At 71.6% G+C, this 16,578-nt stretch carries 19 protein-coding genes; 11 read left to right on the top strand and 8 right to left on the bottom strand.

The window, feature by feature from the left end:
- The first annotated feature begins 41 nt into the window (after window positions 1-41).
- Window positions 42-1,118 (top strand): NAD(P)H-dependent amine dehydrogenase family protein, encoded by a 1,077-nt coding sequence (locus BLW76_RS39350; RefSeq protein ID WP_091317067.1) that lies wholly within the window; start codon window positions 42-44, stop codon window positions 1,116-1,118.
- Window positions 1,115-1,600: a carboxymuconolactone decarboxylase family protein gene (locus BLW76_RS39355; protein ID WP_091317068.1), complete on the top strand. Its 486-nt coding sequence runs from the start codon at window positions 1,115-1,117 to the stop codon at window positions 1,598-1,600. Before BLW76_RS39350 ends, BLW76_RS39355 begins: the two co-directional genes overlap by 4 nt.
- A 34-nt stretch (window positions 1,601-1,634) precedes the next feature.
- On the opposite strand, the gene BLW76_RS39360 is transcribed toward BLW76_RS39355, so the two are convergent.
- Window positions 1,635-3,188, bottom strand: a complete 1,554-nt coding sequence (locus BLW76_RS39360) for a GMC oxidoreductase (RefSeq protein ID WP_091317070.1) — start codon at window positions 3,186-3,188, stop codon at window positions 1,635-1,637.
- 208 nt (window positions 3,189-3,396) lie between these two features.
- Between BLW76_RS39360 and BLW76_RS39365 the strand changes: the two genes are divergently transcribed.
- Window positions 3,397-3,765 (top strand): RNA-binding S4 domain-containing protein, encoded by a 369-nt coding sequence (locus BLW76_RS39365; RefSeq protein ID WP_208613477.1) that lies wholly within the window; start codon window positions 3,397-3,399, stop codon window positions 3,763-3,765.
- Between the two features lie 148 nt (window positions 3,766-3,913).
- A complete protein-coding gene (locus tag BLW76_RS39370; protein ID WP_091317073.1) occupies window positions 3,914-4,756 on the top strand; it encodes an HARBI1 family protein in 843 nt (280 codons plus the stop codon).
- Between the two features lie 200 nt (window positions 4,757-4,956).
- Here BLW76_RS39370 and BLW76_RS39375 read toward each other — a convergent pair whose 3' ends face one another.
- Window positions 4,957-5,490, bottom strand: coding sequence for a TetR/AcrR family transcriptional regulator (locus tag BLW76_RS39375; RefSeq protein WP_091320444.1), 534 nt, complete (start codon window positions 5,488-5,490; stop codon window positions 4,957-4,959).
- Window positions 5,491-5,581: 91 nt separating this feature from the next.
- On the opposite strand from BLW76_RS39375, the gene BLW76_RS39380 reads away from it, so the two are divergent.
- Entirely contained in the window at window positions 5,582-6,298 is a 717-nt protein-coding gene (locus BLW76_RS39380) for an SDR family oxidoreductase (protein WP_208613478.1), read from the top strand.
- A gap of 126 nt (window positions 6,299-6,424) precedes the next feature.
- Window positions 6,425-6,925: a sigma-70 family RNA polymerase sigma factor gene (locus tag BLW76_RS39385; RefSeq protein WP_091317076.1), complete on the top strand. Its 501-nt coding sequence runs from the start codon at window positions 6,425-6,427 to the stop codon at window positions 6,923-6,925.
- A 90-nt stretch (window positions 6,926-7,015) separates the two neighbouring features.
- Here BLW76_RS39385 and shbA read toward each other — a convergent pair whose 3' ends face one another.
- Together shbA and BLW76_RS39400 are read right to left on the bottom strand one after the other, a co-directional pair.
- Window positions 7,016-7,645 (bottom strand): RNA polymerase sigma factor ShbA, encoded by a 630-nt coding sequence (shbA, locus tag BLW76_RS39395; RefSeq protein WP_167385062.1) that lies wholly within the window; start codon window positions 7,643-7,645, stop codon window positions 7,016-7,018.
- 154 nt (window positions 7,646-7,799) lie between these two features.
- The gene (locus BLW76_RS39400) at window positions 7,800-8,729 is read right to left on the bottom strand and encodes a hypothetical protein (RefSeq protein ID WP_244170526.1); all 930 of its coding nucleotides are present in this window, start codon (window positions 8,727-8,729) and stop codon (window positions 7,800-7,802) included.
- Window positions 8,730-8,969: 240 nt separating this feature from the next.
- Between BLW76_RS39400 and BLW76_RS48170 the strand changes: the two genes are divergently transcribed.
- The gene (locus tag BLW76_RS48170) at window positions 8,970-9,230 is read left to right on the top strand and encodes a hypothetical protein (RefSeq protein WP_143060773.1); all 261 of its coding nucleotides are present in this window, start codon (window positions 8,970-8,972) and stop codon (window positions 9,228-9,230) included.
- On the opposite strand, the gene sigJ is transcribed toward BLW76_RS48170, so the two are convergent.
- Window positions 9,227-10,093 (bottom strand): RNA polymerase sigma factor SigJ, encoded by an 867-nt coding sequence (gene sigJ, locus BLW76_RS39405; RefSeq protein ID WP_244170527.1) that lies wholly within the window; start codon window positions 10,091-10,093, stop codon window positions 9,227-9,229. The two genes, BLW76_RS48170 and sigJ, sit on opposite strands and share 4 nt — an antisense overlap.
- 90 nt (window positions 10,094-10,183) lie before the next feature.
- Between sigJ and BLW76_RS39410 the strand changes: the two genes are divergently transcribed.
- Window positions 10,184-10,663 (top strand): carboxymuconolactone decarboxylase family protein, encoded by a 480-nt coding sequence (locus BLW76_RS39410; RefSeq protein ID WP_244170528.1) that lies wholly within the window; start codon window positions 10,184-10,186, stop codon window positions 10,661-10,663.
- On the opposite strand, the gene BLW76_RS39415 is transcribed toward BLW76_RS39410, so the two are convergent.
- Window positions 10,660-10,980 carry an amidohydrolase family protein gene (locus BLW76_RS39415; protein ID WP_244170529.1) on the bottom strand — a complete coding sequence of 107 codons (321 nt, stop codon included), beginning with the start codon at window positions 10,978-10,980 and terminating at the stop codon, window positions 10,660-10,662. The two genes, BLW76_RS39410 and BLW76_RS39415, sit on opposite strands and share 4 nt — an antisense overlap.
- A gap of 246 nt (window positions 10,981-11,226) precedes the next feature.
- Here BLW76_RS39415 and BLW76_RS39420 point away from each other — a divergent pair, with 246 nt between their 5' ends.
- Window positions 11,227-13,539, top strand: a complete 2,313-nt coding sequence (locus BLW76_RS39420) for a putative bifunctional diguanylate cyclase/phosphodiesterase (RefSeq protein WP_244170530.1) — start codon at window positions 11,227-11,229, stop codon at window positions 13,537-13,539.
- On the opposite strand, the gene BLW76_RS39425 is transcribed toward BLW76_RS39420, so the two are convergent.
- On the bottom strand, window positions 13,536-14,372 hold the full coding sequence (locus tag BLW76_RS39425) for a cyclase family protein (protein WP_091317086.1): 837 nt from the start codon (window positions 14,370-14,372) through the stop codon (window positions 13,536-13,538). The two genes, BLW76_RS39420 and BLW76_RS39425, sit on opposite strands and share 4 nt — an antisense overlap.
- A gap of 82 nt (window positions 14,373-14,454) precedes the next feature.
- On the opposite strand from BLW76_RS39425, the gene BLW76_RS39430 reads away from it, so the two are divergent.
- Complete coding sequence (locus tag BLW76_RS39430) at window positions 14,455-14,880, top strand: DUF5709 domain-containing protein (RefSeq protein ID WP_091320448.1); 426 nt, start codon at window positions 14,455-14,457, stop codon at window positions 14,878-14,880.
- A 64-nt stretch (window positions 14,881-14,944) separates the two neighbouring features.
- On the opposite strand, the gene BLW76_RS39435 is transcribed toward BLW76_RS39430, so the two are convergent.
- Complete coding sequence (locus tag BLW76_RS39435; protein ID WP_091320450.1) at window positions 14,945-15,337, bottom strand: MerR family transcriptional regulator; 393 nt, start codon at window positions 15,335-15,337, stop codon at window positions 14,945-14,947.
- 64 nt (window positions 15,338-15,401) lie between these two features.
- Here BLW76_RS39435 and BLW76_RS39440 point away from each other — a divergent pair, with 64 nt between their 5' ends.
- Window positions 15,402-16,565: an MFS transporter gene (locus BLW76_RS39440; protein ID WP_091317087.1), complete on the top strand. Its 1,164-nt coding sequence runs from the start codon at window positions 15,402-15,404 to the stop codon at window positions 16,563-16,565.
- The last annotated feature ends 13 nt before the right edge of the window (window positions 16,566-16,578 follow it).

The raw sequence follows: 16,578 nt of genomic DNA on the forward strand, positions 1-16,578 counted from the left end.
TTCCTATCCGCGCGCGCGGGCGGCGGCGAAAACTTCAGCGCATGATCGCCACAGTGGTGTGGGGCACGGGCAACGTCGGCCGTGCGGCAATCCGGGCCGTCGACGCCCACCCGGCGCTGAAGCTGACCGCGGTGCTCGTCCACGACCCGGCGAAGGTCGGCAAGGACGCCGGCGAGCTGGCCGGCACCGGCCCGCTGGGCGTCGCCGCGACGGACGACATCGACGCCGTCCTGGCCGCGAGCCCGCGCGCGATCGTGTACGCCGCTTCGGGTGACGTCCGGTTCGACGACGCGCACGCCGACATCGTGCGCGCGGTCCGGGCGGGCGCGATCGTCGTCACGCCGGCCCTGTACCCCCTCTACGACCAGCGGAACGCGCCCCCGGAGCTGCGCAACCCGGTGCTGGCCGCCATAGAGGACGGCGGCGGGTCGCTGTTCGTCTCCGGCGTCGACCCCGGCTGGGGCAACGACGTCCTGCCGCTGCTGATCAGCGGGCTCGGCACCGACGTCGACGTCGTCCGCTGCCAGGAGATCTTCGACTACTCGACCTACGAGCAGCCCGACTCCGTCCGGTACCTGGTCGGGATGGGCCAGCCGATGGACTACGCCCCGCCGATGCTGATGACCGGCGTGCCGTCGATGGTGTGGGGCGGGCAGGTCCGGCTGATCGCGCGCGGCCTCGGCGTCGAGGTGACCGAGCTGCGCGAGACGCTCGACCGGCGGCCGCTCGAGGAGACCGTGACCACGCGGACCATGGGCGAGTTCGAGCAGGGCACGCAGGGCGCGGTGCGGTTCGAGGTGCAGGGCATCGTCGACGGCGAACCGCGGATCGTCATCGAGCACGTCACGCGCATCCACCCGTCGTGCGCGCCCGACTGGCCGACGCCGCCCAGCGGCGACGGCGCGCACCGCGTGATCATCGAAGGCCGCCCGCGCATCGAGGTCACCGTCGAGGCGACCGACGAAGGCGAGAACCGCTCGGCGGGCGGCAACGCCACCGCCGTCGGCCGCCTGGTCGGCGCGATCGACTGGCTGGCCGCGGTGGAACCCGGCCTCTACGACGCACTCGACGTCCCGCTGCGCCCGGCAGCAGGCAAGCTCGGAAGGAGCCGTCCGTGAACATCGACATCCCCGCGGGCAAGGACCCGATCGGGTACGTCTGGGGCGAAATGGTGCCCGGCATCGGGATCGCCGCGTCCAAGTTCTCCCTGGCGGTGTACGAGCACACGACACTGGGGTTGCGGGAGTTCGAGGCCGCGCGGCTGCGGATCGCGCAGATCAACGGCTGCGTCTTCTGCCTGGACTGGCGGACCGAGCGCGACGGCGTCAAGGTCGAGCCGGAGTTCGCGGACGCGGTGACGGAATGGCGCACCACCGACCGCTTCGACGAGCGGACGCGGCTGGCGGCGGAGTACGCCGAGCGGTACACCCTGGACCACCACAACCTGGACGACGAGTTCTGGAAGCGGATGTCCGCGTCCTACACGCAGCAGGAGATCGTCGAGCTCAGCATGAGCCTCGGCGCCTGGCTCTCGTTCGGACGGCTGAACCACGTCCTCGGCCTCGACACGGTCTGCGTCCTGCCGTCCCACAGGTCGTGAGGGGCGGGGGCGGCGCCCCTCACGAGACAGCGGGTCAGAAGTCCTGCGCGATGATCTTCTCGATGTTGCGTTCCGCCAGCGCGGTGATGGTGACGAACGGGTTGACGCTGGTGTTGCCCGGGATCAGCGAGCCGTCGATCGCGTACAGGCCCTGGTACCCGGCGAGCCTGCCGTAGTTGTCGGTCGCCTTGCCGAGCACCGCGCCGCCGAGCGGGTGGTAGGTGAGATGGTCGCCCCAGATCTTGTACGTGCCGAACAGGTCGGTCCGGTAGATCGTGCCCTCGGTCGAGTTGATCTTCTCGAAGATGGTCTTCGCCATGTCGATCGACGGCTGCTTCCACGCCGTCTGCCAGTTCAGCTCCACCGCGCGCGTCGTCGGGTTCCAGGTGAACTGCGCCCGGTTCGGGTTCTTCGTGATCGACAGGTAGAACGACGCCCACGTCTCGATCCCGGTCGGCAGCGGCGCGACTTCGGCGAAGGCGCCGCCCGCCGCCCAGTTGTCGATGCCGGCGCACGGGATGGTCGACTGCGAGGCCCCGGTCGGGTCCCAGATGTGGTTGGCGCGCCCGCACATCACGTTCCCGTTGTCCCCCCAGCCCTTGCCGATCTCGGCGTTGAGGTTCGGCAGCGCGCCGGTCGCCTTCAGCTTCACCAGCAGCTTGCTCGTGCCGACGCTGCCTGCGGCGAAGAACACGGTGTCCGCCGTGACGGTCTTGATGGTGGACACCGCGCCCGCGGTGGTGAGCTGTTCGATCGTCACGGTGTAACCGCCGCCGGACGCGGGGATCACCTGTGTCACGCGGTGCAGCGGCGAGATGGTGACGCGGCCGGTCGCGGCGGCCTTCGGCAGGTAGGTCTTCTGCAGCGACTTCTTGCCGTAGTTGTTGCCGAACAGGATTTCCCCGGCCAGCGCCGACTTCGTGACCGTGCCCGCCGCCTCCTGCTCCATGTAGTCCCAGTCGTACACGTCCGGGACGAACACGAACGGGAACCCGGACCGCTGGGCCTGTTTCCGGCCGACGCGGGCGAACTGGTACCAGTCGGTGGTGTCGAACCAGGCCGGGCGGATGGTGGCGACCCCGAGGCCGGCGTTGGCGCGCGGGTAGTAGACGTCGTACATCTCGTTCGCGTCGACCGTGGGCAGGACGGCGCCGAAGTTCTCCCGCTTCGGCGTGACGGCCATGCCGCCGTTGACGAGCGAGCCGCCGCCGACGCCGCGGCCCTGGTACACGGTGATCCCGCTGAACTCCTCGGCGTCGAGGATGCCCGTGTAGCGCGGGATGTCCTTGTCGATCGGGAACCCGAGGAACTGGGAGAACGGCTGTTTCGTCCTGGTGCGCAACCAGAACGACCGCTGGTCGGGGTTGGGGGTGGTGCAGAAGATCTTGCCGTCCGGACCGGGGGTGTCCCAGGCCATGCCCATTTCGACCAGCTGCACGTCGACACCGGCCTGGGCGAGCCGGAGCGCGGCGACCGAACCGCCGTAGCCCGACCCGATCACCAGCGCGGACACGCGGGCGCCGTCGGTGATCGCGGTCTGCCGCGCCGGTGCGGCGGAGGCTCTGCCCGCCAGCGCGGCACTCGCCAAGATAGAACCGGTTCCAGCGATGAAGAGACGACGGGAAACGGAGCCAGAAGTTGTTCTCCACACGGGTTCGCCACTCATGTGTTGTTCCTCACCGTTGAGGTATTTAGAACAAGTTATAACTCGGGGGTGCAGACAAGTCGACATGTACCCACGAGTAACCTGACGGGGTGGCGGGACCGTGCCGCTGAATGGGCCATGATGGACGACTGTGGAGTCCACCCGAGTGGACCGCTGGCTCTGGGCGGTCCGGCTGACGAAGACCCGCTCGGACGCCGCGGCGGCCTGCCGCGGCGGCCACGTGCGCGTCAACGACAAACCGGCCAAACCGGCAACCACGGTCGTCCCGGGCGACGAGGTCCGCCTGCGCGTCGGCGGAGTGACGAAGGTGTTCGACGTGGTGCGGGTGATCCAGAAGCGCGTGGGCGCCCCGGACGCGGTGACGTGCTACGTGGACCGGACGCCGAAGCCGCCACCGGAGGCGATGATCCCCGTCGCCCGCCGCGACCGCGGCGCGGGCCGGCCGACCAAAAGGGAGCGTCGGGTGCTGGACGCGTTCCGGTCCCAGCAGGAGCCCTAGGGGCGCAGGCCGTCCGACGTGGCCGAAGCCGTGTCCCGAGCGCCCCAATGAGGTTTTCTCAGTAGCGGTGTGGTGTGTGGATGAGGCGTGGGGCCCCTGGTAGGACTGGATTTGCGAAGATCGAATCCTAGAGTTCCAGAGGCCCCACGTGATCCATTATGGTGCCACCCTCGATGTGGCGCGTGAACTGGTCTGGTTCGTTGCCCGTGTCCTGCACACCGAGCGCCGGCGGCGTGGCACCCGCCGGGGCCGGCGCGCGTTGACCCCGTACTGGCAGGCGGTGCTGGTGCTGCGCTGGTTCCGCGACGCCACCCCCCTGCACCGGCTGGCGGCCGATCACCGCATCAGCGTCGCCACCGCCTACCGCTACCTGCACGAAGCGATCACCGCCCTTGCCGCCCAGGCCCCGGACCTGCATCAGGTCCTGCGCGAGCGGCACGCCCGAGGTGACACGCATGTGATCCTGGACGGTTCGCTGATCCCGTGTGACCGGGTCGCGGCCACCACGATCAAAACCAAAGGTAAGAACCGTGGCCGGATCGTGCACCTGTGGTACTCGGGCAAGCACCGCGCCTTCGGCGGGAACATCCAGTTCCTGGCCAGCCCGGACGGGTTCCCGCTGTGGGTCTCGGCGGTGCTGCCCGGCTCCCGCAACGACCTCTCCGCCGCCCGCGACCACGGGATCGTCGGTGCACTGACCGCCGCTGCAGGTCAGGGCCTGAGAACTCTGGCCGACAAGGCCTACCACGCAGCCGGGATCGGGATCCTTGCCCCGTTCAAGAAAACCGCAGGTCAACCACCCCTCAACGCCCGGCAACGGGTCCACAACCTGCTGCACGCCCGGGCCCGCGCCCTGGGTGAACGCGCCATGGCCATCCTCAAAACCCGCTGGCGAGCGTTGACCCACATCAGCCTCTGCCCCCACCGCATCGGCCACATCGTCCAAGCAGCCCTCGTCCTCACCCACCACGAACACCACGGACGCTACTGAGAAAACCTCAATGTGGCGTTGTTTGCGTCCAACGCACCCAATGTGGCGTTCGGTGCGTCCAACGCACCGAACGCCACATTGGGGCGCATCGCCCGGCCGCTGCCGCGACCTCGGCGAAGCGGCATGGCCCGGCTTTACCGCGGACATCTCACTCGCACGCCCCCGGTCAGCCGTGTCCCCGACCTCACCGGTCAGTACATCTAGGGACGCAAACCGTCCATGACCACCGACAGCAGGTGCCGCGTGCGGGCTTCGCGCTCGGCACCGAAGTCGTTGCGCCACAGGAAACCCACCAGCAGCAGGACGTCTTCGGCGTCGACGTCCGTGCGGAGCGTGCCCGCGGCTTTGCCCGCGTCGAGCAGCAGCGTGATGGCCTGGACCACCGGCGCGTAGTACTCGCCGGACAGGTCGGCGCGCGTGGCGGCTTCGACCGCCTCGGCGACGCCGTGCTTGATGCGGCCGTACGCCGCCAGGCGCTCGAACCAGCTGCGGAGCGCTTCCCGGGGCGGCTGTTCGCGCAGCAGCGCGGGCGCCGCGGCGATGAGCTCGTCGAGGTCGTGCCGGTAGACCGCGATCAGCAGCGCCTCCCGGCTGGGGAAGTGCCGGTAGAGCGTGCCCTGGCCGACCCCGGCCGCCTTCGCGATCGACTGCAGTGAGGCGGCGCTGGAGGCTTTGAGCGCCGTCCGCGCGACCTCCAGGATGCGCTCGCGGTTCTGCTCGGCGTCGGCTCGCATCGGCGTCACCCGGCCACCCTAGCCAACCGGACACCTGTCCACTACCGTGTAAACGGACATGTGTCCGGTTAGGTTCTTCCGAAGGAGCGGCATGATCGAGAACAAGGTCGTCGTGATCACCGGGGCGAGCAGCGGCATCGGCGCGGCCACGGCCACCCTGCTCGCCGAGCGCGGCGCGAAGGTCGTGCTGGGCGCGCGCCGCAAGGACAGGCTGGACGCGCTGGCCGAGCGGCTGGGCGCGGTCGCCCTGCCGACGGACGTCCGGCGCCCGGCGGACGTGGCCGCGCTGGTCCGGCTGGCCCGGGAAACGCACGGCAGGCTCGACGTCCTGGTCGGCAACGCCGGCATCGGCCCGATCTCCCCGCTGGACTCCCTGCGCGTCGACGACTGGGACGCGATGATCGACGTCAACGTCAAGGGCGTGCTGCACGGCATCGCGGCGGCCCTGCCGGTGTTCCGCGAGCAGGGCCACGGCCAGTTCGTCCACACGGCCTCGACGGCGGCGTACCGCACGGTGCCGGCGATGGCGGTGTACGCGGCGACGAAGACGGCCGTCCGCACGATCTCCGAAGGCCTGCGCCAGGAAGCGGGCCCGGATCTGCGCGTCACGCTGGTGTCGCCGGGCATGATCGCCACCGGCTTCATCGACGGCATCCCGGAGGCCGCGGTCCGCGAACGGCTCGGCGAGACCCGCGACGCGGTGGCGATCCCGCCGGCGGCGATCGCGCGGGCGATCGCGTTCGCCATCGACCAGCCGGCGGAGGTGGACGTCAACGAGATCGTGGTGCGGCCGACCGCGCAGGACTAGGTCATTTCCCTTGTCGACCAAGGGATCGTCGCCCCTTGCGCGGGAGCACCGGAAATAGCCGGGAATCGCCGCCGGCCGGGTCGATCCGCGTCGAATGCGGGTAGTTCCCCCCGACGGAGGGACGCCATGACCACCACCCCGGACCACCCGCTGGCCACCGCGCGGCCGCTCGTGGAGCGCTACTGCCGCGCGCGGCTGGACCCCGACTCGGCCGACGACGTCGCCCAGGACGTCTGCGTGGCGCTGCTCAAAGCCCTGCCGCGGCGACCACCGGAACGGCCCTTCCCGGACTTCGTCTGCGGCGTCGCCCGGACCAAGGTCGCCGCCGCGCGCAAGGCGGCCGCCCGGCAGGACGAGCCGGTGGCCGAACTGCCCGACGAGGCCGACTCGTCGCTGGGCCCCGCCGACCACGCGCTCCGGCGCGAACTCCGGGAACGGATGGCGAAGCTCCTGGGCGTGCTCCCCCGGAAACAACGGGAAATCGTCGTCCTGCGGGTGGTCGTCGGCCTGTCGGCGGAGGAAACCGCGGCGGCGGTGGGTTCGACGCCGGGCGCGGTCCGCGTCGCCCAGCACCGGGCGCTCGGCCGGCTCCGCCAGGTCGTCACCACGGCTGCCCTGGCCGGGTGAGCGACAGCGAAGTTCGCCGTGCCCGTCCCCGACGAGGCCGTGCACATCCACGAAAGCGACCACTTCGTCACCGAATGGCTCGAGTGACGCCTACAGCTCGCCGATCATGCCGCGCAGCTTCGTCAGGGCGCGGAACTGGGTGATGCGGACGTTGCCGGCGGAGATGCCCAGTGCCTCCGCCGTCTCGTTCGCCGTCAGGCCGGCGACGATCCGCAGCGACAGGATGTCCTGGTGCAGCGGCGGCAGCGCCGCGAGCAGGCGGCCCAGCCGGGCGCCGAGGTCCAGCTCGAGGACGTGGTTCTCGGGCTCGTTGCCGCCCAGTGGCCGGTCCGGCAGCTCCGGCACCGGCTTCGACCGGTCCCTGGCCACCGAACGGAAGGCGTCGGCGACCTTGTTCGCCGCGATCGCGCGCACCAGGTACAGGAACGAGCCCCCGCGGTCCTGGTAGTTCGGCAGCACCTTCAGCACCGCCAGGCACACTTCCTGGGCGACGTCGTCGGCCGAGAGGTACGAAAGGTCCCGCCCGCCGATCCGCGCCCGGCAGTAGCGCACCACCGTCGGCTTGATGAGCCGCAGCAGCGCCTGGACGGCGTCCGGGTCGCCGTCGCGCGCCGCGGCCACCACCGGGTCGAGCCGCTCCTTCGCCAGGCCGCCCTCCGGCCGCGGCGAATCCTCCAGCACGGTGTAGCCGTCGACGGCTGCCGCCGTCTCCGCGATCATGGTCTCCACGCCGCCCTCCTCGCGTCCGCCACCGGGAGGTCGTCCGTCCACAACGGACGCTGTGCCGTCTGGCGGTTCCCGGTCCGACATCCGGACTATCGAGCCGCTGACCAGCAACGTTGCAGTGTGCCGTTGGTTGTCCAGATATTGTCCGTTAATCGGTCCAGCGGATTCCGTACGCGTAACCCGGGGCGAGGTTCCGGAACCGGACGTGCACTTCGCCGGCGTCGTCGGCGGCCAGTGCGGCACCGGTTCGCGACCAGTCACCCGCACCGCCGGGGGAAAGCTCTTCCAACCGCACGATCCGTTCCGGCACGTGTTCACCGAACCGGACGTGCAGATCGAAAAGATCGCACGGATGCCGCGGAACGCAGACGTAACGCGGTTCTCGCAGGTTCGCCCGGAATCGCAGACCGACCTCGTGTCGCACCCCGCGGCGCAACGGCTCCGGCGGGCGCAACGCCAGCCCGATCCGGTCACTCGATTCCATCACCGGATCGTCGAGCACCCCGCCGAAGAACACGTCGACACCGAGCTCGGACGCCGTGACCGAATCGCCGGATTCGCCGGCGACCGGCAACGTGAGCGCCAGGTCGAGGACGGCGATTTCGTCGGCGTCGGCGACCACCCGCCGGAATTCGAACGCCTCCGGCACCGGCTGGTCGAGGGCCAGGGTGACGCGCAGTTCTTCGGTGTGCCAGCGGCGGCCAGGATAGTGCCGGGGCGCCGGCACGGCCGCCGCGACGGCCAGCGCGGCGATCTGCTCGATTCCCTCGTCGATGCGCCGCCGGACCGTCCGGTCGTCGCGGTCGAGCGTGATCGCCGCCCAGTGCACCCGTTCCTGGTAGAACGGTTTCCGCGCCCGCTCGTCGAGGGCGAACGCGGCGAGCAAAGCGATCTTCAGATCGTCGGGCAACGACTCGACGAGCGGGCGCAATCGGTCGGACAGCTTACGCCGCATCTCCACGGTTCCGTCATCTTCGAGAATGCCGCAAGTTGAGCGCAATGCGGGGCCGATCCGGTCCGCGAGCGGTGTCGTGAAAATTGCCCTCCCTTTGCGAAGGGCCTTGAGTTCGCCGACCACGTCCGCCGCACTGAGGCTCACCGTCCTCCCCTTCCCACGCACGAAGGTCAATGTTCGCCAGCGCCACCGCCGATGTCCAGTCGATCACGCTCCGGCAAACGGATCGTTATCCCGCGGTTTCCTTTTCCGCCATCCGGGTAATCGCCGAAACTTGTTGGCGTTGTGTTGACAACGAAACACATTGCGCCACAACGATTCCCAGGGGAAACCCACACGACCGCCGTTGGTGAAGGTGTCGAAATGACGGCGCCACCCCGGCGGGTGAACGTGACCGGTCCGTTGCCTCGGCACCGGTTGACCGCGGCCCGCCGCGGGTACTTGTTGATCATGAGCCCGAGGATGTGGCGCCTGCTGATCTCGGGGTCGTTACGGCTTTTCCTGCTCAGTGCCGTACCGGCCGCCGCGCACCTGTCCGTGCTCGCCGGCCTGGCGGCGGCGGTGATCGCGTTCGTCGTGCCGGCCCCGCGGAGCCGGCACGACGACCACGGCGGGGCCGGCTAGGCCGGCGCGCCCCGCCAGCGGCCGAGCTTCTCGGGGTTCCGCACCGCCCAGATCCGCCGGACCACGGCGCCGGTCACCTCGAAGGCCATCACCGCGACGATCGCGCCGTCCCGCTCGGCGACCAGGCCCGGCCGCCCGTTGACCGTGGTTTCGACGAGCGTCAGCGCCGCCATCCGGCCCGTGAGGTCCACGGCGTAGCGCGCGACCCGCTCGCCGCCCACGATCGGGCGGCGCACCGCGCTGACCAGCCCGCCGCCGTCGGCGACGACCGTGGCCTCCGGGTCGAGCAGCCCGACCAGCCCTTCGATGTCCCCCGCCTCCCAGGCCGCCTTGAAGGCGCGGACCACCTCGGCGCTCCCCTGGGCCGGCGCCGCGATGCCGGCCCGGACCCGGCGGCGCGCCGAGGACGCCAGCTGGCGCGAAGCCGCCGCCGACCGCCCGAGGACGGCCGCCACCTCCGCGAACGGGTAGCCGAACACGTCGTGCAGGACGAACGCCACCCGCTCGGCCGGCGTCATCGCGTCGAGCACCACGAGGAACGCCATCGTGATCGACTCGTCCAGGGTGACGCGGTCGGCCGGGTCGGCGAGCGCCCCCACCTCCCCGGGCAGCGGCTCCGGGAGCCACTCGCCGACGTAGCGCTCCCGCCGGACCCTGGCCGAGCCGAGCTGGTCGAGGCAGATGCGGCTCGCCACGGTCGTCAGCCACGCGGCGGGCGACTCGATCGCGTCCCGCTGCGGTCCGGTCAGGGCGTACCACCGGCCGTACGCCTCCTGGACGACGTCCTCGGCGTCGCTCAGCGAGCCCAGGAGCCGGTAGGCGAGGCCGGTCAGCTGCCGCCGCTCGTGCAGAACATCGGTCACACCCTTCCGACGGTTCGGGGCGGCGGTTTGTGACGTCACCTCACACTCCGGCGGGCCGTTTCGTCGAGACACGAAACGAAGGAGGAACCCGTGTCCGACAAGTCCCGCCTGCCCGACCCCGCGCAGTACTTCCCCGAGATGGGGGAGATCGCCGGCGCGCTGACCAGGATCACGATGAACGGCTCGATCCCGCGGCGCACCATCCACCTGGTCCAGCTGCGCATCGGGCAGCTGGTCGGCAGCACTTACCACACCGTCCGGCAGGCCGAGCTGCTCCGCAGGTCCGGCGCGACCGAGGAGCAGGTCGCCACGGTGGCGTCCTGGCCGACCTCGCCGTACTTCGACGAAGCCGAACGCGTCGCGCTGGAGCTCGCCGAGGCGGTCTTCACCACGAGCCCGGGCCGGGAGCGCGTGCCCGACGAGCTGTTCGCCAGGGCGTCCGCGTGCTACGACGACAAGGCGCTGTGGACGCTCACCCTCGTGCTCGGCCAGATGTGCTACTTCGTGCCGGTGGCGCTCGTCGCGAAGCCGATCCCGGGGATGCCGCTGGGGAAGAACTACACCCACTAGCGGCGCCGCACGCACCGGCCGCGCAGCACCACGGCGGCCGGGTCGGCGAGCTGGTCCGGGTCGCCCCGCGGATCCCGGTCGTAGACCACCGCGTCCGCCGGGGCACCCGGTTCCAGGCCGCCCAGCCCCAGGTACTCCCGCGCACTCCACGACGCCGCCGCCAGCGCGTCGTGCGGCGTCACCCCCGCGGCCACCAGCGCCCGGGTGCACGACGGCCCCGCAGCACGTCGACCGGCACCGCCGACGCGCCAGTCCGCGAGGACCTTCGCCCACCCCGTTCGGGCGGCCTGCGCCGCGGCCCCCAGTTCTCGAAGCACTGCCCGTGCTGCGCCGGCCACGGTCCCGCGTGCCGCGCCCGCAGCAGTCGGGGTCCTCGCCGAACCAGGGCCCGGCGTCCATCGGCTGCCCCGGTCGCGTGGCGTCAGCTCACGGTGGAGAGCGCCACACGCGCCGCCGGCCTGCCACACCGCCGGGACTTCGACCGACGCCGGTGCGCTTGTGCTTGATCACGCCCGGTGTAGTGTTTGCCGGTCCTACCGGCGTGCGTGACCGCGTGAGGTGCCATGACTGTGCGGCGGTACCCAGTGGCCATCCTGCTCGTCCTCGGCACGGCGGCCCTCATCGTGGTCAACGGCTTCGCCTTCTGGGGCGACACCTTCGCCCTCTGGGTCGACGACGCCATGCAGCTGAGCGCCGGGGTCACCGCGGTCGTGTGCGGGTTCGTCGTCGCGCGGCGGGTCCGCGGGCACCAGCGCTGGTGGCGGGTGCTGGTCGCGGCCGGCATGACCGGCTGGTCGCTCGGCCAGTGCGTCTGGTCCTGGTACCAGCTGGTCGACGGGCGCGGGCTGCCGTCGCCGTCGCTGGCCGATGTCGGGTACCTCAGCTTCCCGGTGTTCGGGCTCGCCGCCCTGTTCGTGCTCGCCAGGGCGCGGGCGCGGCCGGACCGCGAGCGCTGGCAGCCCGCCCAGTGGACGGCGCACTTCGGCGTCGCGGTGGTGCTCGACGGGCTCGTCGTCACCGGCTCGCTGTTCATCCTCACCTGGACCGCGGCGCTCGGGCAGGTGGTCCGGGCCACCGGGCCGGACGCGCTGACCTGGGCCGTCGCCATGGCCTACCCGCTGTCGGACCTGGTGGTCGTGGTCGTCGCGGTGCTGCTGGTCGTGTTCGACCGGGTGGACCGCCCCTACCGCGCGAACCTGCTGCTGGCCGCCGTCGGGATCGTCGCGCTGGCCTGCTCGGACAGCGTGTTCGCCTACCTGGTCAGCATCGGCGCGGAGAGCATGAAGCCGTGGTCGGACGCGGGGTTCGTGCTCGGCCCGCTGTTCATCGCCTTCGCCCTGCTGGTCACGCCCGACAAGCGGCGGCGCGGGGACGCCGGCCAGCCGGTCGGCGTCGACTGGTGGCAGGTGGCGCTGCCGTACCTGCCGGTCACGGCGGTCGCGTTGCTGATCACCGTGCAGGTCGTGGCCGGGGCCGGCCCGGACGCCGTCGAGGTGTACGTCGGCGTGCTCGTGGTGTTCCTGGTGCTGGCCCGGCAGCTGCTTTCCCTGCTGGACAACCGGTTGCTGCTGCGCCGGGTGTACGAGGGCCAGCAGCAGCTGACCCACCAGGCCTACCACGACCCGCTGACCGGGCTGGCCAACCGGGCGCTGTTCGCCGACCGGCTGGACCGGGCCGTCGAGCAGGGCGCCGACGGCGGGCACGGGCCGCTCGTGCTCATCTTCGTCGACCTGGACGACTTCAAGGAGGTCAACGACCGGTTCGGGCACGCGGGCGGCGACGTCCTGCTGCACGCGGTCGCCCAGCGGCTGCTGAGCTGCGTCCGCGCGGGCGACACGGTGGCACGCCTGGGCGGCGACGAGTTCGCGATCCTGCTGGAGGGCGAGGTCGACGCCCCGCAGGCCGTGGCCGACCGGATCCAGAGCGCGCTGCGGCGGCCGTTCGCGGTGCACGGCACCCTGGTCGGAGTCCGCGCGAGCATGGGCCTGGTCGTGCCGGACCCGGCCGAGCCTGCGGTGACGTCGGACGTGCTCCTGGGCCGCGCGGACACGTCGATGTACGCGGGCAAGCGGCTCGGCAAGGACACGGCGGTCGTCTACCACCCGTCGCCGGACGGGCCACCCGACTTCCCGTCGGCGCTGCGCCGCGCCGACGGCGGCCTCCCGGAGGGGTTCGCGCTGGTGTTCCAGCCGATCGTCCGGCTGGCCGACGAGCAGCCGGTGGCGGTGGAGGCGCTGGCCCGCTGGACGACGCGGGACGGCACGGCGGTGTCGCCCGAGACGTTCGTGCGGGCGGCGGAGGGTGCGGGCCTCGGCGCGGAACTGGACGCGCTGGTGCTGGACCTGGCCTGCCGCGAGATCACCGCGGCCGGGCTGGACCTGACGGTGCACGTCAACGTCTGCGCGAGCCGGCTGGGTGCCGCGACGCTGGAGCAGAGCGTGGGCTCGGCGCTGGACCGGTACGGCCTGCCGGCGGAGCGCCTGATCGTCGAGATCACCGAGACGGTCCCGGTCCCGGACCTCGAGGCGGGCGCGGCGGCGATCCGGCGGCTGCAGGACCTGGGCGTCCGGGTGGCCCTCGACGACTTCGGCGCGGGGTACAGCTCGCTGACCGTGCTGCACGCGCTGCCGGTGGACCTGATCAAGCTGGATCGGGCGCTGACCACGGGAGTCCGCCCCGACCGCGACGCGGCGCTGTGCCGGTCGCTGGTCGGGCTGTGCGCCGACCTCGAGGTGGCGGTGGTCGCCGAGGGCATCGAGACGGCCGAGCAGGCCGAGCTGGTCACCCGCGCGGGCTGCACCACCGCCCAGGGCTACCGCTTCGGCCACCCGGCCCCGCTCTCGTCGCTGCGGCTGTCGACGCTGTCGGCCGGTTAGCCCGCTTTCACCCCCGGCGGCAGCACGCCGAAGATCGTCGCCGTCGAACCGGCCCCCCTGCGGTTGATCGGGCCGCCCGCCAGGACCCAGGCGCCCGTGGTCGGCAGCGCCTTCAGGTTCGCCAGGATCTCCAGGCTGATCCGGTGGCGCCGGTAGACCAGCTTCGACACCGTGTACGTCTCGTCCGTGCCCACGTCCGGGCTGAACGTGTCGGTGCCCGTCCCGCCGCGGCGGCCCAGGCGCCCGGTGTCGATCAGCCACTGCACCGCCGGGATCGAGAAGCCCGGCTGGTGCAGCACCCCGCTGGAGTCGGTGTTCGGGAAGGCCGGCGTACCCCACTTGGCGTCCCAGCCCGTCCACAGCACCACGACCGACTCGTTCGGGATCCGGCCGTGGCGCTTCTCCCACGCCTTGAGGTCGTCGATCGTCACGGCGTAGTCCGGGTTCGCCGCGGCCTTCGCCCGGACGTCGATCTTCACCGCCGGCCGGAACAGGTCGGCCGGGTCCATGTCGTCGGCGAGCGGCTCGCCGGTGTTGAAGTGCCCGGGCGCGCCCCAGTGCGTCCCCGTGTGCTCGCCCTCGCGGACGAACTGCAGGTAGTAGCCGTCTTCCGGGATGGTCGCGATGGTCTCCAGCTCGAAGGCCGGGTCCCCGGGGAAGACGTTGGTCGTGGCGGGGTCGTTGACGTGCGACAGGTTGACCAGGTTCAGCTGGTCGAGCCGCACCGGCGGAGCGGCTTCGGCAGTCTCCGCGGCCTGCGCCGTCCGCCCGGACAGCGCGGCGCCGAACACCCCGGCCAGCCCCGCGGCCAGCACCCTGCGTCTCATCGGCATGAGGGATCACCTTTCAGCCTTGTTTGCACGGTCATATCACCCTGGCTGGGCGTGGCCAATGAGTTGCGCGAAGATGGTGGTCGTGGACGACGACATCGAAGACAACGCCGACAACGGCATCCTCGATCCCGAGGACACTTTGGACGACCGCGACGAGCTGGCGGAAGGTTATTCACCGCCGGAGCGCGCCCAGGCGACCGAAGGCTGGGGCACCACGGCGCGCGAAACCGCCGAGGGCGAGAGCTGGGCGGGCCGGCTCGCCCGCGAGGTTCCCGACCTGACCGACGACCTCGACGACGACGGGCTCGGCGACACCGAGGACACCGACGGCGAGCTGATCGACGAAGAGGTCGGCGACGTCCGCGCGGGCCGGCTGGTCGCCACGGACGAAGGCTTCGGCGAAGACACCGACGAAGAGCTGTACGCCTCGGACGCCGGCATCGACGGCGGCGCGGCCTCGGCGGAGGAAGCGGCCGTCCACGTGATCGACCCGTCCCGCCGCTGGTGAGGTGCCGGGCCGACCGACGTCATGAAAGAGTCGTTCACTTCGCCGGACGTCATGAACGACTCTTTCATGACGTCTGGGGAGTTGCGGTCCGTGCGGCGCCGTACTCGCGGACGGCCGTCAGGTACTCGGCGATCGCGTCGCGGTTGCGCAGCAGGCATTCCGCGCGGCGGGTCATGCGGTCGCGCTCCGCTTCCAGGGTCGCGATCATCTCCGGGGTCGCGTCCGGGAAGTAGATCGTGCGCGGCTTGTCGAGGCAGGGCAGGATCTGCTTGATGATGCGGGTCGGCAGCCCGGCGTCGAGCAGGCCGCGGACCTGGATCACCCGGTCGACCGTCGGCTCGTCGTAGTCGCGGTAGCCGTTCGGGCCGCGGCTCGCGATGATCAGGCCCTGCTCCTCGTAGTAGCGGAGGAGCCGGCGGGACGTGCCCGTGCGCTCCGCGAGCTCGCCGATCCGCATGTGTGCCACCTCACAGTCGCCGCGGTAGACCTTCACATCGATGTGAGGGTTCGAGCATAGCGGCATGACGAACCTCCGCCCCCGGACGCTTCCACTGGCCGCCCTCCTCGCCCTGACCACCGCCGCGTTCGTCACCGTGCTCACCGAGGCGCTGCCCGCCGGCGTGCTGCCCGGCATGAGCGCCGGCCTCGGCGTCGGCGAGGCCGCGGCCGGCCAGGCCGTGACGATCTACGCGCTGGGCACCGCGCTCACCGCGATCCCGCTGTCCGCCGCCACCGCGGCCTGGTCGCGCAAACGCTTGCTGCTCACCGGGGTCGCCGGGTTCGCGGTGGCCAACACCGTCACGACACTGTCCGCGGACTACGCACTGACGATGGTGGCGCGCTTCGTCGCCGGCGTGGCCGCGGGCGTCGTCTGGGCACTGCTCGCCGGCTACGCGCGCCGGCTCGTCCCGGACAACCAGGGCAAGGCCATCGCCGTCGTGATGGCCGGCATCCCGCTGGCCCTGTCGCTCGGCATCCCGGCCGGGACGTTCCTCGGCGGCCTGCTCGGCTGGCGCTCGGCGTTCGGCGTCATGTCGGTGATCGCGGTGGTGCTGCTCGCCTGGATCGCCGCGGCGGTGCCCGACGAGCCCGGGCAGGCGACCGGCCGGACGCCGGTCCTGCGCACGCTCGCCGTCCCCGGTGTCGTGCCCGTGCTCGCCGTGACGCTCGTGTTCGTGCTGGCCCACACCGTGCTCTACACCTACGTCGCCACCTTCCTCGCGCACGCCGGGCTGGGCGACGCGGTCGACGTCGTCCTGCTGGTGTTCGGCGTCGCGTCGATGGCGGGCATCGGCATCGTCGGCGCCCGGATCGACCGGGCGCTGCGGACGCTGACGGTGCTCAGCACCCTCGGCGTCGCACTCGCCGCCACGCTGCTGGCCGGGTTCGCGGGCAGTCCGGTGCTGGTCTACGTCGCCGTGGCGCTGTGGGGACTCGGCTGGGGCGGCGTCCCGACGCTGCTGCAGACGGCGGCCGGGAACGCCGGCGGCGAGGCGGCGGACAACGCGCAGGCCATGCTGGTCACGCTGTGGAACGCGGCGATGGCCGCGGGCGGGGTGGCCGGCGGGGTCCTGCTCGACGCCGCCGGGCCCGCGTCCTTCCCGTGGACGCTGCTCGTGCTCCTGCTGCCGGTGCTCGCGGTGGTGCTCGGCGCGCGGCGGCACGGGTTCCCGGCGCAATCCTAAGTGGACGAAGGGC

It is taken from the genome of Amycolatopsis tolypomycina (genome assembly GCF_900105945.1).
In the GTDB taxonomy this organism is placed as follows: Bacteria; Actinomycetota; Actinomycetes; order Mycobacteriales; family Pseudonocardiaceae; genus Amycolatopsis; species Amycolatopsis tolypomycina.

Bases quoted from the DNA above. Each gene is read 5' to 3' on its own strand.
- BLW76_RS39350 (WP_091317067.1), top strand. From the start codon at position 42: ATGATCGCCACAGTGGTGTGGGGCACGGGCAACGTCGGCCGTGCGGCA.
- BLW76_RS39375 (WP_091320444.1), bottom strand. From the start codon at position 5,490: ATGCGAGCCGACGCCGAGCAGAACCGCGAGCGCATCCTGGAGGTCGCG.
- BLW76_RS39380 (WP_208613478.1), top strand. From the start codon at position 5,582: ATGATCGAGAACAAGGTCGTCGTGATCACCGGGGCGAGCAGCGGCATC.
- BLW76_RS39385 (WP_091317076.1), top strand. From the start codon at position 6,425: ATGACCACCACCCCGGACCACCCGCTGGCCACCGCGCGGCCGCTCGTG.
- shbA (WP_167385062.1), bottom strand. From the start codon at position 7,645: ATGATCGCGGAGACGGCGGCAGCCGTCGACGGCTACACCGTGCTGGAG.
- BLW76_RS48170 (WP_143060773.1), top strand. From the start codon at position 8,970: ATGACGGCGCCACCCCGGCGGGTGAACGTGACCGGTCCGTTGCCTCGG.
- BLW76_RS39420 (WP_244170530.1), top strand. From the start codon at position 11,227: ATGACTGTGCGGCGGTACCCAGTGGCCATCCTGCTCGTCCTCGGCACG.
- BLW76_RS39425 (WP_091317086.1), bottom strand. From the start codon at position 14,372: ATGCCGATGAGACGCAGGGTGCTGGCCGCGGGGCTGGCCGGGGTGTTC.
- BLW76_RS39435 (WP_091320450.1), bottom strand. From the start codon at position 15,337: ATGCGGATCGGCGAGCTCGCGGAGCGCACGGGCACGTCCCGCCGGCTC.
- BLW76_RS39440 (WP_091317087.1), top strand. From the start codon at position 15,402: ATGACGAACCTCCGCCCCCGGACGCTTCCACTGGCCGCCCTCCTCGCC.